Genomic DNA, 14,737 nt, shown 5'->3' on the forward strand with positions numbered 1-14,737 from the left:
TCGGGTAGCGTCGGGATACGGCGGGCGGCGACAACGGGACGGAGTGAGGGGGACGCGTGGAGGACGGCCATGGACACCGACCCGGCCATGGCCCCGGACCCCGGTCCCGTACGGCACGGGTGTGCGTGATCGCGGCGCTGGTCGTCGGCGCCGCCGGGTACGCGGCGACGGAGCTGGTGCACGGCAGTACGACGTCGGTGCGGCCGCCGAGCCCCTACGGGTCGCAGACCGAACCGGACTGCGACCCGCCCGCGGCGAACCCGGTGCCCTGCGGGGTGTACGAGATGACGTGCGAGGAGAAGGCCGCGTACCACCGTCGCAAAAACGCCGAGCAGAACGGCGACTTCACGGTCGTGGCGTGCGCTACGACGAAGACGGACTGAGCCGGCCGGCGGGTCGGTCCAGGAACGCGGCGGTCGTCCTGACGAAGCGGTCGGCGTCGTCGAGCCAGGGGAAGTGGCCGGCGCGGGGCTGGACGACCACATCCGACTCCGGGAACAGCGCGGCGAGTTCGGTCACGGGCCGTGGGGGCGAGTTGAGGTCGTACTCTCCGGCGAGAACCAGGACGGGCGTGTCGAGGCCGGCGAGGGCGGCGCGGGTGGCGGCCGGGTCGAAGGCGCCGTCCGCGCCGAGGCCCTGGACGGCGTCCATGTTCTTCTGCTCGTCCTCGGCGGCGCGGTGGGCGCGGGCGATGTCGTCCCAACGGCCGTAGAAGAAGGGGGCGATGGCGCGGACGTGCTCGCCCGTGGCCGTGCCCGCGACGACGGCCTCCAGAGCAGCGTAGGCCTCGTCGAACCAGGGCTCGTCCCGCCGCAGGCGCGCGGTCGCCCATCGGTCGTCGGCGGTGACGTCGACGCCGACCGCACGGGTGCTGGGGGTGATCAACGCCAGGCGGGCGAGGCGTTCGGGGTGACGGGCGGCGTACTGGGCGGCGACGTTCGCGCCGGCGCAGTGGGCGAGGAGGTCGAGGCGTTCGAGGCCGAGGTGGGCACGAAGGGCCTCCACGTCGTCGACGAGCCGGTCGCAGCGGTACGCGGCGGGATCCTCGGGGGCCGGGGAGCCGCCGGTGCCGCGGAGGTCGAGCAGGATCAGGCGGCGTTGGGCGGCGAGACCGCCGAGGTCCGAGAGATAGCGGGAGTCCTGCGGCCCGCCGGGGACGCAGAGCAGAGGTGCGCCGTCGCCGGTCTCGCGGTAGGCGAGTCGGGCGCCGTCGTAGCTGGTGAAGGTCGGCATGGCGGAGATCATCACACCCGGCCGGGGAGCGGGCAACGCGATGACGCACCGACGGCCGGGGGCGCACGGGTGTGGGCTGCTTCCGGCGGCGCGACCGGTGGGGCAGACTCGTCCGCATGTTGCGCCTGCACGTGATGACCTCGGAAGACTGGCCGATGTGGCGGCAGGTCCGCCTGGCCGCGCTCGCCGACTCTCCGCACGCCTTCAAGGCCCGACTGGACGACTGGTCACGGGGCGGCGAGAAGCAGTGGCGCGAGCGGCTGACCGCGCCGGGCACGTACAACCTGGTGGCCGTACTGGACGACCGGGCGGTGGGGGTCGCGAGAGGCGTGCCGCGCGGGGGCGCGGTGCAGCTGCGCTCCGTGTGGGTCGGCCCGGAGGCGCGCGGCCGCGGCGTCGGCGACCGGCTGATCGCGGCGGTGGAGGCGTGGGCGCTGCGGACCGAGGCGGACGCGCTGGAGCTGGCGGTGCTGCCGGACAACGATTCGGCGCTCGCCCTGTATCGGCGCAACGGGTTCGGTGTCGCGGGCGTGGACGCGGCGGGACAGCAGCGGATGACGAAGCATCTGCGTCAGGACTGAAACGGCAGGCGGGCTCCCGGACCTCGTGGTCCGGGAGCCCGCCTCAGCGTTCGTTCGGCGTCGTCAGCCGTGGTACGTGATGTAGCCGTTGCCGTCGCGGTCGTTGTCACGCTTGGTGTAGGCGTGCACGTCGGCGCGGGCGCCGGTGGGCTTGATCAGGTAGATCGTGTCCTTGTCGTTGTTCCACATGAAGTTGCAGTTCTGGCGGTAGGCGACGTTGCCGGAGTCGGACTCGGTGCCGCGCCCCCCGCGCAGGCTCACGTAGTCGCCGGGCTCCAGGTAGTGGTTGACGGTGAAGGTGTGCTTGTTGCCGACGGCGTCCTTGACGACGTAGCCCTTCAGATTGACGGTCCTGCGCGCGTAGTTCTTGATCGTCAGGTACTCGTTCTTGGTGTTGCCGCCGACACAACGATTGTCGTCCCGACCCGGTGCGTCGTACTGAATCCCCCTGATCTTCAACTCCGAGGTGTACTCGGCCGCCTGGGCCGGAGCCACGGCGACGGCCATGAGCATCCCGCCGACGACGCCGCCGACTACGGCGGCATGACGCAAGCGCATGAGGTGATCCCCCTCAGTGGTGCGAACGGTGCAGGCGCGAGCGTATCGATTGCGGGGAAGTTACGGAGGACTTGCGTAGAACTCGTGAAGACCGTTCAGCACATGCGCCGGCGCTCAGTCCCGGCGACGCCGCGGGCAGGCAGGAGAATGGCGGTATGAGGACGGAAGAGGAGACGCCGGTCGGTGAGCGTGTGCTGCTTGTCGAGGGGCGTGCGGATGAGGCTGCTCTGGCGGCGATCGGGCAGGGGCTTCCGCGGTGCTCCGCGAACGAGCGGGCGCTGTTTCTCTCCTACAACTACGCGGACGTGCCGGTGGGGAGACGGTTCGACCGCTGCTTCCGGCGCTTGGACGCGAGTGATGTCGTCTCGGTGACGACGACGGTCGTGGCGGTCACGCAGCAGTTCGGGGTCGGGTGGGACACGATCCCGCACGGCTGGAAGACGCTGGCGGTGCTGCGGTTCGAACCCGAGGTCCCCGCGCTGATCCGGGACCTTCCGGAGGTCGCCGGGTGGTTCGAGCAGCGCGTCTCCGTCTGCGTCTCGGACCGGGGCACTTGGGAGGCGCTTGCCGCGGGTGGGGAGTGGCGTGGGTAACGTTCGGCGCGTGGGGGGCGCTGAGGGGAGCGTCCGGGGTTTTGTGGTGGGTGTTGCTGGTGGGGTGCGTGAGTGTTTCGGTTGTCGGGGCGGTCCTGGGTGATTCTGTCGGTGCCGGTCGTCGCGCTGGTCGCGTGGGCGCTCGTGCTGGCGTTTCCGGTCGAGCGGGGCTCCGGGTTGCCGCCGCTGCCCGCCGTTCCGTTGGCGGACCGGGCGCTGCCCGGCGGCGGGGTGGGGCAGCTGTCGAAGTGCCGCAGGGAAGACGGGCCTCGGCCGCCGGCCAAGGGACTGGGTGAGAAGGGCAAGGATCCGCTGCTGGGGTTCGGTGGCTGGTCCTCCGAGGACCCCGGCCCCAAGCAGCCCGGGCGCACCACCTTCTCCGTACACCTGACCGTCCATGCCGGGAAGGCCCCGCTCCTGCTGCCCGCCCCGCTCGCGCGCGGCGGGGTGACGATCGACGTCTACGGCCCGCACGGCGAGGGCCGTCGCGCCTCGGCGCGCGGCCTCTCCGCCCGGGCCAAGGACCCGAAGGACACCGAGCGGACGCTGCCCGAGCCCCGCTCCGGGGTGTACCGCGTCGCCCCGGGCGGTGTGCTGTACGTGGAGGTCGAGCTGCCGGCCGGCGCCGTCTGCCCGGGCCACGGGCTGATGAGCGTGGGTTCGTGCTCGCCCGACGGGAGCAACGACATCACCGACTGCCCCATCCTCGCCGTCACGTTCAGCGACCCCGCGATCCGGGCGTACCGCGCGGCGGTGACGGGCGAGCCCGGCGACCGGGTCAGCGACCGGCTCGTGGCGGTGTCCTTCGAACCGGAGCGCGCCGAGACCTGAGCGCTCTCGGGAATCCGCTCGGCAGCACGCCGCAGCGCACGGCACAGTGGCCCCATGAGCGAACGAGGGCTGGACCACGACGGAACCATCGCGCGCGAAGGCGCACTGGACCGAGTGCCGGAGGCGTTCGTCCCCGTCGTCGATGCGGCCCGCGCTCATATCACCGCGACATTCGACGGAACGCGCCTGCACAGCGCCTACCTCTACGGCAGCATCCCCCGTGGCACCGCCACCATCGGAGTCTCCGACCTCGATCTCCAGCTCGCCCTCCACGACGAGCCCACCGAAGCAGACCGCGCCGACGCCCGAGCGATCGAGGCCGTACTCGACCGTGCGTTCCCGCAGATCGACGGCGTCGGGATCCTGCTGACGAGCGCCCGGGTTCTGCTCAGCGCTGTCGAACGTCACGACGGCGGATTCTTCGTCGCCTGCCTCTGCACTCCGTTGCTCGGCCCTGACCTCGCAGAACGACTGCCCCGTTACCGTCCCACAGCCCTCCTCGCGCGGGAGACCAACGGTGACCTCGCTCGCCTGCTTCCGCGTTGGCGTGCCAGAGCAGCCGAAGCCACCACAGAAGCCGATCGCCGGAGTCTCAGCCGTCTCGTCGGCCGTCGCATCGTTCGCACGGGATTCACTCTGGTCATGCCCCGTTGGGGCGGCTGGACCAGCGACCTCGACCGGTCCGCCGAGCTGTTCGGCCGCTACTACCCCGAGCGCGTCGAGCAGATGCGGGTCGCCGCGGCCGCCGGTCGTGCGCCCTCGTCCGATCCGGCGGTGCTCGGGATGCTCGTCGACGACCTCGGCCCTTGGCTCGCAGCCGAATGCACCGCCGCGCACGGCGAGAAGGCCCCGCGTCCCTGAGACGAGCGTCCGGTACGGCGGGGCCTGTCCCGAGCGTTGCTGTGGGTGCAGACCGGGCGAGGCTCCGGCCTAGGCTTCGGCCCACTTCTCCTCGCGCGTGCCGCGCGGCAGTGTCACGGCCATCATGTCGCTGGGGGCGTCCAGTGCGAGGCGGTGCCATCGCCCGCGTGGCACGATGGCCGCGGTTCCAGGACCCAGTTCGATCTCCTCCTCGTCGCCTCCCGGCTGTTCCGGACGGAGGATGATCCGTAATCCGCCCGTGAGGCAGGAGACGAATTCGTCCGCCTCAGTGTGGATTTCCCAGTGGTCGCCGTGGACGTCGGCGTCGGTCTCCGCATGGGCGACCATCAACAGCCAGCCGTCCCGCTCGAGTTCGGTGTCCGCGGTGGGCTGCTCGGTGTGCACCTGGCCGTCGGGCTGAAGGTGGATCAAGGATCCGAAGAGGTCGATGCGAGTGACAGTCATGCGGGGCGTTCCTTCCTGCGGTGGTCTTTCATCGGGTGAGTTGTGGACACGCTGGCGATGCAGGCCGATGAAAGGCCCGTCAGCCGTACATCGCCACTCGGTGGAGAGTCGCGAGCGCGTCGTCGATGGGATGGGGCTGCGGCTTGCCGGAGGAGTCGAGCCGGTTCCACCTCTGCATGTTCACCGCGACGGCCATCTGCCGCTTGCCGTCGGCACGGGTCATGGCCAGCGCGCCGGCGCCCCAGACCGTGCCGCCGTGGCCCCAGAAGGCGGCCTGGCCGGGTTCCTCCATCGGGTACAGGCCGAGGCCGTAGTCGCCCGTCTTCCCCTCCTGGGAGACGACCGTGACGGTGCGCTGCATCTGCGCCAGCGACGACGGGCTGACGATCTCGCCGGCGAGCAGCATGCCGAAGAAGCGGTTGAGGTCCGTGACGGTCGATATCAGCGAGGCCGCCGGCCCCACCCATGACATGTCGTAGACGCTGTAGTCCCGCGGCGGGTCGATCATGCCGAACCACGCCTCGTAGAGCTGCGAGTGCGGCCCGTCGACGTACGGTCCTTCGGGGAATGCGGTGTCCTGGAGCCCGGCGCGCTCGATGACGTTCCGGGTGATGTACCGCTCGGCCGTGGTGCCGGTGACCTGCTCCAGGAGTGCGACGAGGAGCAGGTAGTTGGTGTTGGAGTACACCCCCGGCGTGCCGCCCGGGGCGGCGACGGCGGGTGCGGTGACCCCCAGCTCGATCAGCTCGGCGCGGTCGAACCGGGTGAACCGGTGGTCGTCCAGGCTCTCGGGTCCCGTGTTCGCGAGGTCGGGGAACGCCTTGAAGGAGGGGTAGGCGTAGGGGAAGTACTCGGCGAGGCCGCTGGTGTGGTTGATGAGCATCCGGACCGTGATCGCCTCACCGCGTTCTCCGGGAACGAGCCCCGGAAGGTACCGGCCGATCGGTGTGTCGAGACCGATCCGACCGGCCTCGGCCTGTTGCAGTACCGCGGCGGCGGTGAAGGTCTTGGTGATGCTGCCGACCCGGTGTCGCATATCGGTGGTGACGGGGCGGCCGGTGGTGACATCGGCGACCCCGGCGGCGCCGCGCCAGACCTGCTCGCCGTCACGCACCTCGGCGAACAGGCCCGGCATCCCGGCGCGGTGGACTTTCTCGATGGCGGCGTCCAGCGCCGCAGGATCCAGTGAGTTCCTCACGACATGCGTCCTTTCGCATTGCCTCAGGGCGAGCCCGGCACTCGGCCGGGCTCATGTCCTCATTATGCACGCGGTGCGTGCAACACCAAGTGCATAAGTTAGACTGAGGTCGACGAGAGGGGTGAGATGGCAGGCCGAAGGCGTTGGTCGACCGAGGAGATCCTGGACGCGGCAGCGGAGTTGCTGCGCACGAGCGACACGGAGTCGTTCAGCGTGCGCAAGCTCGCCGCAACGCTCGGGACCGATTCCTCCAGCCTCTACCGGCACTTCCGCAGCAAGACGGAACTGCTGCGCGCGGTCGCCGACCGGATCCTCTTGGCCTCCATGGACGGCTACCGCGCCGACGGCGACTGGAAGCAGCGCATCACCGCCGTGGCCCTGCGCGTGAGGGAGGCGTTCGGCCGGCAGCCCCAGCTCGCCGCGGCCTGGGGACGGTACGCGTCAGGGGGCGCCGGTTCCCGGTTGGCCATGGAAGAGGTGCTGCAGGCCCTGCGCGCGTCGGGGCTGCCCGACGAGGAGATCCCGGCGCGCTATCACCGGCTCGCGATCCTCATCGCCGCGTTGATCGCCTCCGAGGCCGGAGTCAGCACCCTCACCACGGAAGAGTACGACCAGGGCATGGAGCTCTTCCGCGTCTCGGTACTCGGCGCCGACCCCGAACGGTTCCCCGCCGTGGCTCACTTCGCCCGCGACGTCCGCCCCCTCGGAGTGGATCGGCGCGCCGCGTTCGAAGAGATCCTCGCCGCCCACCTCGCCCACATCGAGGCCGCGATCCCACCGGGCCGGCCGACCGGCTCGTGAGTATCGGCACACGACGCCAGGTTCAGAGGTCGGCCACGAGGGCCGTGGCGTTGTCGGCGTGCGGGCCCGCGTGGGACACGGCCGCGTGGACGAGGGCGCGCGCGGCCTGGTGCGGGGTGCCCGTCAGGTAGGCGTCGAGTTCGAGGTCGTGGTCCTCCAGGGGCTCGTAGCAGCCGTCGCTGGCCAGCACGAGCCGGCCCCGGGCGGGCGCGGTGACGACGCCGATGGCCGGGGTGTCGCGGATGTCGCCCAGGTAGGAGGTGACCGTGTTGCGCGCGTACGGCCCCGGGACCGTGCCGAGGTCGAGGAGGACCTGGCGCATGTTGTGGTCGGTGGTGAGGCGGGTGAGCGTCGGCCCCTCAGGCGCGAGGTACGCGCGCGCGTCGCCGCACCAGGCGACGACGAGCGGCGCCTCGGGCGCGGCGACGGCCACGACCGCGACGGCGGCGGGCAGATGGGCGGCCTTCCACGTGTCGCGGTCCGGTTCCGCGCCGGCCTGCGCGTGCACGGCCCGCAGCCCGGCCTCGGCACCCTCGCGGGCCGCGGCACGGGCCAGCCGGCGGGCGTACGCGCGGGTCCAGTCGCGGACCTCGTCGGAGCTGCCGATGCCGTCGAGGAGGGCGTAGGCGCGGGTCCCGCCGCCGGTGGCGTACGTGCCGGTCGCGTCGCACTGGTGCGAGCGGCCGCCGATGAGCTGTGCGGTCGCGTGACTACGCATGACGCTCCCTGGTGAATGCGGGCTGCCCGTCCTCGGGGCACAGGACACAGGACAACTGTGTCATCCCCGGCATACGGGGAGCGTCAGCGCGCCCGCCGCGTCGGGGGCGTCGACACGACGCGGCGGGCGGGTCGGGTGGGCTCGGCTCCCTGCCGGCGGCTGTCAGTCGACGAGTTCGCCGTCGCGGGCCACGATCCGGCCGGCGCGCACGACCAGGTCGCGGCGCGGCATGTCGACGACGACCTGGGGCAGGCACTCCGCGCGGACGAGGACGAAGTCGGCCGGCGCGCCGGGCTTGAGGTCCGCGTGCGGGAGGTCCATGACGTCGGCGCCGCCGTGCGCGGCCACGTTGTAACAGTCCGTCAGCTCCTCGTCGAGGCGGACGTCCCGCACCCAGCCGAAGATGTGGGCGCGGTGCAGCATGTCGGCGGTGCCGAACGGGCTCCACGAGTCGCGCACGCCGTCCGAGCCGAGGCCGACGCGCACCCCGTGCTCGCGCAGCCGGGCGACCGGCAGGACGAGGCTGTCGGAGTAGGCCACGGTGGTCAGGGCGATGTCGAGTTCGCCGAGGTCGGCGGCGACGGCGGCAAGGTCCTTGTCGGAGAGGGCGGGCAGACAGAACACGTGACTGATCGTCACCTTGCCCTGGAGGGACAGCGCGCGGGTGCGGTCGATGATGGCGCGCACGGTGGTGAGGCCGGTCTCGCCACGGTCGTGGAGGTGGATGTCGACGCCGACGCCGTGCCGGTCCGCGATGCCGAAGACCAGGTCGAGCTGCTCGTCGAGGGCCTTGTCGAAGCCGATCGGGTCGATGCCGCCGATCATGTCGATCAGGCCGGAGCGGGCGGCCTCCTCCAGGAGTTCGACGGTGCCGGGCGTGCGGACGACGCCGTGCTGCGGGAAGCCCACGATCTGCACGTCGAGCGCGTGGCTCAGCCGTCGGCGGGCCTCGGCCAGGCCCTCGACGCCGGCCAGCTCGTACGCCGTGGCGACGTCCGCGTGGGCGCGCATCGCGCGGGTGCCGCGGGTGACGGCGTGGGACATCAGTCCGTACGCGCGGTCCGCGACGGAGCGGGTCTGGGCGCGGTACAGCTCGACGTCCTGGGCGACGAAGTCGGCGATGGCGCTCGCCGGCTTGCGCGACACCCACGAGCCGCCCCAGGTCGTCTTGTCGGGGTGGATGTGCGCGTCGATCAGGGACGGCAGGGCGAGGCGGCCCCCGCCGTCGACGACGTGCGCGCCGCGCGGCGCGGGGCCGGAGGCGATGCGGCCGTCGACGACGACCAGGTCCACGGCCTTCTCGGCGCCGTACGGGCGGACGTTCTTGAACACGACCGGCTTGCCGGGGCGGCCGTTGTGAGGCCGGGCGTCACGGGCGGTCGCGGCGCCGGACGCCGCGCCGGACGCCGAACCCGCCGCGGAGGCGGACGCTCCGGTCGCGGCCTGGGCCGGGACCGCTCCGCCGGCGACGGCGGCCGTCGTACCGGCGAGGGCGGCGGCGCCGGCCAGCATGGTGCGTCGGGACAGCGTGCCGGCGGACGGGGCGGACTGAGGGGTGGACTCCATGGGAGCTCCTTGAGGAGTGCGGGTTCGAGGGAGGGAAGGGAAGGGGCGCCGGCACCGGGGCGTCTGCGGATCGTCGCCTGCGGCGTTGCGCGGGGGACGATCCGCAGGGCGCGTCGGGCGCGCCGGTCACCCGTACGAGGGGGGGTGGCGGGCCCGTCCGTCAGACCGGGGTACCGGCGCGGACCACGCGGACCGGCTGCTTCAGGGCGGTGACGTCGGCGAGCGGGTCGCGGTCGAGTACGACGACATCGCCGGCGTAGCCGCGGGCGAGCCGGCCGGCGGTGCGCTCCAGGCCGAGGAGGCGGGCGGCGCCGGTGGTGGCGGTGCGGATGGCGTCGAGCGCCGGGAGACCGGCCTCGCGCATCAGCTCGACCTCGCGGCCGATGGGCCGGACGGTGCCGCCGGAGGAGTCGGTGCCCGCGGCGAGGGGGACGCCGAGTTCGTGGGCGGCGAGGACGGCCCGCTTGAGGACGGGCAGGTAGGTGCGGCCGCGCTCGGCGAGGACCGGGTTCGGGGAGTCGATCATGCCGGCGATCGCGGCGAGCGTCGGGGTGAAGTACGTGCCGCGGCGGCGCATTTCGTGGAGCGTGCGCTCGCCGACGAACGCGCCGTGCTCCAGGGAGCGGATGCCGGCCGTGACCGCGTCGTGGCAGCCCCGCTCGCTGTAGCTGTGGCAGAGCACGCCCTTGCCGCCCTTGCGGGCCGCGGCGACGATCTCGGCGAGCTGCTCGCGCGAGTACACCTGGGCCAGCGGGTCCTGTTCGGGCACTCCGGCGCGCTCGTTGACGCGCGTCTTCACGACGTCGACGCCGCGGGCCAGGTTCACCTCGACGACGCGACGCAGCGCCTCGGCGGACCGTACGCCGTCCTTGAGGCGGACGAGCGGGGTGAGGTCGGGGTCGGCGAGGAGGGTCTCGCCGAGGTTCGGGGTGACGAAGACGCCGGCGGCCCGCACGCGGGGCGCGAGGGCGGGGCTGTGCCGGGCCAGCTCGCGTACGGCGATGTCCTGGTAGAAGGACGTGGAGCCGCTGCGGGTGCTGGTCGCGCCCTTGCGGACGGCGTCGGCTGCTTCGGCGGCGGTGCTGAGGTGGATGTGCGCGTCGACGAGGCCCGGCAGCAGCCAGCGGCCGTGGGCGTCGAGGACCGGGACCCCCTGGGGCACGGTGACGCTCCCCCGGCGGCCGGCGGCGCGGACGACGCCGTCCGTGATCACGACGACCGCGTCCTCGGTGACCTCGCCGGTCGCCGGGTCGAGCAGCGTGCCGCCCTCGATGACGAGGTCGCCGCCGGACGCTCCGCCGGGCCGGGGGCCCGCGGCCGGGCTGCCATCGGCGGCGGACGCCGGCGCGGCGCCGGCCACGGCCATGGTGCCGGCCAGCGCGGCCGCGCCCGCGAGGATGCCACGGCGGGTCAGGCTGCTGGAGGGCGGCGGGACGGCTTCGACGCACATGGGAGCTCCTTGGGGAGGCGGAACCGAGGACTCCCGATTTTGTATACCAAAGCTTGAACGCCAGACAAGAGCGGTGATCGATTCGCCCGGAATCCGAGCATCCGCCGAAGGAGTGGCGAGGAGCGTCAGGGGCCTGGATCAGGCTGGTATACAAATGGCTCGCATGCAGAGAGCCCGGTGATCGCGGGCGGTCAGTCCTGCCCGAACAGCGACCGCAGCGCCACCGAGCGGCTGTCGCGTACGTGCAGCAGCGTGCTCGCCGCCGCGGCCTCGGCGTCGCCCGCCGCGATGTGCCGGTACATCTCGGCGTGCTGCGCCCGCATGTGCTCCGGCTCCGCGCGCAGCCCGAACAGCAGCCGGAGCTGCCAGCTCAGCTGCTCCAGCACCCGGGCCAGGAGCGGGTTGCCGGACAGGGCGACGACGCCCTCGTGGAAGGCGGTGTGGGCGGCGACCTCCCGGGGGCCCTCGCCGGCGGCTGCCGCGCGCTCGGCCTGCCGCAGGGTGAGCTCCAGGGCCGCGAGCCCCTCCGGGTCGCGCCCGGCGGCCCGGGCGGCGAGCCGGGACGCCTGGACGGCGAGCGGCTCCCACACCTCGTAGAGGTGCTCCACGTCGGCGCGCTCCAGGCGCCGCACCCGCACTCCGCTGTGCGGCAGCAGTTCGAGCAGGCCCTCGGCGACCAGGGCGCGCAGTGCCTCGCGCACCGGGACGCGGGACATGCTCAGTTCCTCGGCGACCTCCCGCTCGACCAGCCGGGCGCCCTGCGGGTAGCGGCGGTCGACGATGCGCTGGAGGACGGCCTCGCGGGCCTGCGCGCTGAGCGAGGCGGACGCGGTGCGCGACGCGCCGTCCGCGGCGGCCGTCGCCGCGCCGCTCCTGCTGTTCTCCGCCACCTCGTCCGCCCTTCTCCCGCGTGCCCGACCGGGCATGCCCCGCCTCCGGCGAGGATAGACGGACGTGGCGCCGGTCCCCGTACGGTAACCGGCGCCACGTCACACGTACGGCAGCGTCCGAAGGGCCTGCCGTCAGGAGGCGTCTCGCACGGTGCCGGTGACGGGCGGGCCGAGCACCGGCTCCCACGCCTCGTCGTACGTCGTCAGGCGGCCCCGCACCGTCTCGGCGGACTCGCGCACCCGGTCCGCGACCGTCGGCACGGTCACGTCGGCGGCGAGACTGCCGGCGGGCACGGAGACCCACAGGGACGCGCCCTCCCCGAGCCCGGACAGCGGCCGCGCCGGGGCCGGCGTCTGGCCGAACTGCGCGTCCAGCCAGGCCGGGTCGACGTCCAGGGTGGACAGCTCGGTCCCGGAGGCGGCCGGCAGGAAGCCGAACTCGCCCGTGATGTCGGCGTCCGCGGCGGTGGAGAGCGTCATCCGCCAGAGGAGCGGGCGGCCCTCGGTGACGTCGGTCGTGACCGGCTTCAGGGTGATCTTCGGCAGCGGGTCGTCGTTGCGGACGGTCAGCCCGCCACGGTGGGTGCCGACGACCGTGCCGCGGACGGCCTTCACCAGCACGTCGTGGCGCGTCTCGTAGCTGAAGCGGGTGTTGCCGCGCACGGTCACCGGCAGGTCGACGGAGCTGCTGCCCTCGCCGACGTTCACCACGCGGGAGGTGTACTCGCCCTCGGTGCCGGGCTTGGGGACGAACAGCCGGATCTGGCCGGCGCCGGGCCCGGTGACCCGTACGGGGATCCGGTGGACGCGCTCGCCGGAGTCGCCCTCGTCGACCGTGATGCGGCCGACGTCGACGCGCGGCAGCGCGGCGGGGCGGACGGCCGGGGTGCCGGGGCGCCAGCCCCACGCGTCCATCAGCCAGGCCCGCCCGGCGGCGCCGCGCGGGGTGAGTTCGAGCGTGCGGATCCTCGTCAGGTCCAGGCCGGCGGTGCGGGCCTTCGCCAGCGGAACGCGGACCTCGCGCGCCCAGAAGGAAGCGGTGCGGTCGGTGCCGGGCAGCCCCTCGACCGTGTACCGGCCGAGGGCGGCGCGGCGGCCCGTGGCGTCGGCGACGGCCACGTCGAAGGCGGATCCGGTGGAGTTCGGCGGCACGATCACCCGCAGCGCAAGGGAATCCGCGGAGGCCAGGGAGACCGGTGCGGCGGCGCGTACGGTGACGGGCCGGCCGGCGGGAGTGGTCGTGCCGGCCGGCGGCGTGGTCGTGCCGCGCGCGGTCCGGGGCCGGGGCCAGTTCAGGGCGACGGCGTCGCGCCCGGGCTCCGGGCTCGTCTCCCAGCCGGCGAAGTGCGGCGACTGGCCCTGGTCGCCGGTCGGCAGGCAGGAGCGGGCCGGCACGGGGTCGACGTGGGCGCAGAGGCGTCCGCCGCCGTTCACCTTGACCGTCGGGCCGGGCAGGAAGGCGGCGGTGCGGTGCCCGCCGACGGCGTGGGCGAGCACCCGGGCGGGTCCCGCGGAGGGGGCGCGCCGGCCGGTGCCGTCTAGCAGCGGGCGGACCTTGTCGTCGCCGGCGACGAACAGCCGGGCGGCGGCCGCGATGTAGGTGGCGCCGGCGGTCTGCTGCTGAGCGGCCGTCAGCCGGGTGCCGGTACCGGGCGAGCAGACCTTGTCGGGCGTCTCGTCGGACCAGAAGTCGTCGGAGGCGGGGGCCTCGGCCTGGCCCGGGGTCCACTCCGTGTTGAAGAAGTTGTGGTTGGCGCCGACCACGAACGCCGCACTGTGCAGCGCCGCGCCGGTGCTGATGCCACGGGTGCCGTCGGCGTAGATCTGGCCCTGGAGGTCGGAGACGTCGCCGTCGCAGCCGGGCAGCAGGGTCAGGGACGGAACGTCGGGGGCCGGGTTGTGGCCGAAGACGGTGGGGCCGATCAGGACGTTGCCGCGGATCGTCCAGCGGGCCGCGCCCGGCGCGCCGTCCTGGTCGGCGGGCGGCGCGTAGAGGCTGTCGAGGGCGGCGCGGTTGACGCCCTCGCCGCCGCGGGAGTGGCCGACGAGCAGCACGCGCGACAGGTCCGCCGACGCGACGGCCCCTACGGCGGCGGGTGCCGCGGCCGGGTCGGCGGACCAGTCGGCCCAGCGGGAGAGGTGCTGCCGGACGAGGGAGGAGCGGGCCTGGGCGCCGCCGTCCTCGGCGACGTCGTCCTGGCCGTTGACGCCGTTCGCGGAGATGGACAGGGTCACGTAGCCCTGGGAGGCCAGGAGCTTCTGGCTCTGCTGGTAACCGCGGTGGCTGGGCACGGGCTTGAGCCCGCCGGCGCAGGGCCAGGTCATGCCCTGCTCGCCGCTCGCGTCGAAGCAGGTGTAGTGCCGGCCGTGCAGGAACAGCGCGACGGGGCGCTTGCCGGGCGCGTCGGTCGGGCCGACGACGAGGGCGCGCATCTCGACCGGGTTCGGGAAGCCGGGCAGCTTGACCGCGGGAAGGTCGTACTCGCCCGAGGCGGTGCGGTACGTGCCCGGGAGGCCCGGGTCCACCTCGTTGACGGGCGGCGGGGTCTCGGCCCGCGGGCCGGTGGGGGCCCCGAAGCCGGAGCGCGGCGGCCTCGTGGCGGCCTTCGCGTCGAGGCGGCGGCCGGCGGCGAGCACCTGAAGGTCGCCGGGTGCCGGGCCGAACTCCGCGTCGTTCAGCGGGAGTCGGAAGGAGCGGCCGTCGGGAGCCGCCTGGGGGCGGCCGAGCAGGCGGTCGCCGGAGTAGAACTCGACGCGGGCGTCCCCCATCGGCACCCGCTTCGGGGCCGTCCAGACGAGCTGCCGCTCGTCGCCGGCCCCCGTGATCCGCCAGCCCTTCGGAAGGTTCGCGGCGGCGGTCCCGGCGGGCGGGGGCTCGGGCGCCGGCTGCGCGGACGCCGGCGCGGGAGCCGCCGTTGCCAGTGCGAGCAGGGCCACTGCCGTGGCCGCCGCACGTGTGACACGTATCAAAATGGTCTTCCTCGTCCTCGGT

Annotated in this window: 15 protein-coding genes; 6 read left to right on the forward strand and 9 right to left on the reverse strand. The window is 73.5% G+C overall.

What is annotated here, in order from left to right; all coding sequences use genetic code 11:
* Nucleotides 1-125: 125 nt before the first annotated feature.
* Nucleotides 126-383 (forward strand): hypothetical protein, encoded by a 258-nt coding sequence (locus ACGFMM_RS22630; protein WP_393648209.1) that lies wholly within the window; start codon nt 126-128, stop codon nt 381-383.
* On the opposite strand, the gene ACGFMM_RS22635 is transcribed toward ACGFMM_RS22630, so the two are convergent.
* A complete protein-coding gene (locus tag ACGFMM_RS22635; protein WP_393648210.1) occupies nt 364-1,233 on the reverse strand; it encodes an alpha/beta fold hydrolase in 870 nt (289 codons plus the stop codon). The two genes, ACGFMM_RS22630 and ACGFMM_RS22635, sit on opposite strands and share 20 nt — an antisense overlap.
* A gap of 116 nt (nt 1,234-1,349) precedes the next feature.
* Here ACGFMM_RS22635 and ACGFMM_RS22640 point away from each other — a divergent pair, with 116 nt between their 5' ends.
* Nucleotides 1,350-1,814 carry a GNAT family N-acetyltransferase gene (locus ACGFMM_RS22640; protein WP_393648211.1) on the forward strand — a complete coding sequence of 155 codons (465 nt, stop codon included), beginning with the start codon at nt 1,350-1,352 and terminating at the stop codon, nt 1,812-1,814.
* Between the two features lie 63 nt (nt 1,815-1,877).
* Here ACGFMM_RS22640 and ACGFMM_RS22645 read toward each other — a convergent pair whose 3' ends face one another.
* A complete protein-coding gene (locus tag ACGFMM_RS22645) occupies nt 1,878-2,372 on the reverse strand; it encodes a lamin tail domain-containing protein (RefSeq protein WP_393648212.1) in 495 nt (164 codons plus the stop codon).
* A 155-nt stretch (nt 2,373-2,527) separates the two neighbouring features.
* Between ACGFMM_RS22645 and ACGFMM_RS22650 the strand changes: the two genes are divergently transcribed.
* The 3 genes from ACGFMM_RS22650 to ACGFMM_RS22660 all read left to right on the forward strand — a co-directional run bounded on the left by ACGFMM_RS22650 (nt 2,528) and on the right by ACGFMM_RS22660 (nt 4,657).
* Nucleotides 2,528-2,965: a hypothetical protein gene (locus ACGFMM_RS22650; RefSeq protein WP_393648213.1), complete on the forward strand. Its 438-nt coding sequence runs from the start codon at nt 2,528-2,530 to the stop codon at nt 2,963-2,965.
* A gap of 99 nt (nt 2,966-3,064) precedes the next feature.
* Nucleotides 3,065-3,796, forward strand: a complete 732-nt coding sequence (locus tag ACGFMM_RS22655) for a hypothetical protein (protein WP_393648214.1) — start codon at nt 3,065-3,067, stop codon at nt 3,794-3,796.
* 54 nt (nt 3,797-3,850) lie between these two features.
* Nucleotides 3,851-4,657, forward strand: a complete 807-nt coding sequence (locus ACGFMM_RS22660) for a nucleotidyltransferase (RefSeq protein WP_393648215.1) — start codon at nt 3,851-3,853, stop codon at nt 4,655-4,657.
* A gap of 69 nt (nt 4,658-4,726) precedes the next feature.
* Here ACGFMM_RS22660 and ACGFMM_RS22665 read toward each other — a convergent pair whose 3' ends face one another.
* Nucleotides 4,727-5,122 carry a cupin gene (locus ACGFMM_RS22665; protein WP_393648216.1) on the reverse strand — a complete coding sequence of 132 codons (396 nt, stop codon included), beginning with the start codon at nt 5,120-5,122 and terminating at the stop codon, nt 4,727-4,729.
* Nucleotides 5,123-5,201: 79 nt separating this feature from the next.
* A complete protein-coding gene (locus ACGFMM_RS22670; protein ID WP_393648217.1) occupies nt 5,202-6,320 on the reverse strand; it encodes a serine hydrolase domain-containing protein in 1,119 nt (372 codons plus the stop codon).
* A gap of 126 nt (nt 6,321-6,446) precedes the next feature.
* Between ACGFMM_RS22670 and ACGFMM_RS22675 the strand changes: the two genes are divergently transcribed.
* On the forward strand, nt 6,447-7,121 hold the full coding sequence (locus tag ACGFMM_RS22675) for a TetR/AcrR family transcriptional regulator (protein WP_393648218.1): 675 nt from the start codon (nt 6,447-6,449) through the stop codon (nt 7,119-7,121).
* A 22-nt stretch (nt 7,122-7,143) separates the two neighbouring features.
* Here ACGFMM_RS22675 and ACGFMM_RS22680 read toward each other — a convergent pair whose 3' ends face one another.
* From ACGFMM_RS22680 to ACGFMM_RS22700, 5 genes are all read right to left on the reverse strand, one after another.
* Nucleotides 7,144-7,839 (reverse strand): PP2C family protein-serine/threonine phosphatase, encoded by a 696-nt coding sequence (locus ACGFMM_RS22680; RefSeq protein WP_393648219.1) that lies wholly within the window; start codon nt 7,837-7,839, stop codon nt 7,144-7,146.
* Nucleotides 7,840-8,001: 162 nt separating this feature from the next.
* Nucleotides 8,002-9,405 carry an amidohydrolase family protein gene (locus ACGFMM_RS22685; RefSeq protein ID WP_393648220.1) on the reverse strand — a complete coding sequence of 468 codons (1,404 nt, stop codon included), beginning with the start codon at nt 9,403-9,405 and terminating at the stop codon, nt 8,002-8,004.
* 160 nt (nt 9,406-9,565) lie between these two features.
* Complete coding sequence (locus tag ACGFMM_RS22690) at nt 9,566-10,855, reverse strand: amidohydrolase family protein (RefSeq protein ID WP_393648221.1); 1,290 nt, start codon at nt 10,853-10,855, stop codon at nt 9,566-9,568.
* Between the two features lie 191 nt (nt 10,856-11,046).
* Nucleotides 11,047-11,781, reverse strand: coding sequence for a GntR family transcriptional regulator (locus ACGFMM_RS22695; protein WP_393648222.1), 735 nt, complete (start codon nt 11,779-11,781; stop codon nt 11,047-11,049).
* Nucleotides 11,782-11,877: 96 nt separating this feature from the next.
* Nucleotides 11,878-14,715: a hypothetical protein gene (locus ACGFMM_RS22700; protein ID WP_393648223.1), complete on the reverse strand. Its 2,838-nt coding sequence runs from the start codon at nt 14,713-14,715 to the stop codon at nt 11,878-11,880.
* Nucleotides 14,716-14,737: the final 22 nt, after the last annotated feature.

This window comes from Streptomyces sp. NPDC048604 (assembly GCF_043199435.1).
Classification (GTDB): domain Bacteria; phylum Actinomycetota; class Actinomycetes; order Streptomycetales; family Streptomycetaceae; genus Streptomyces.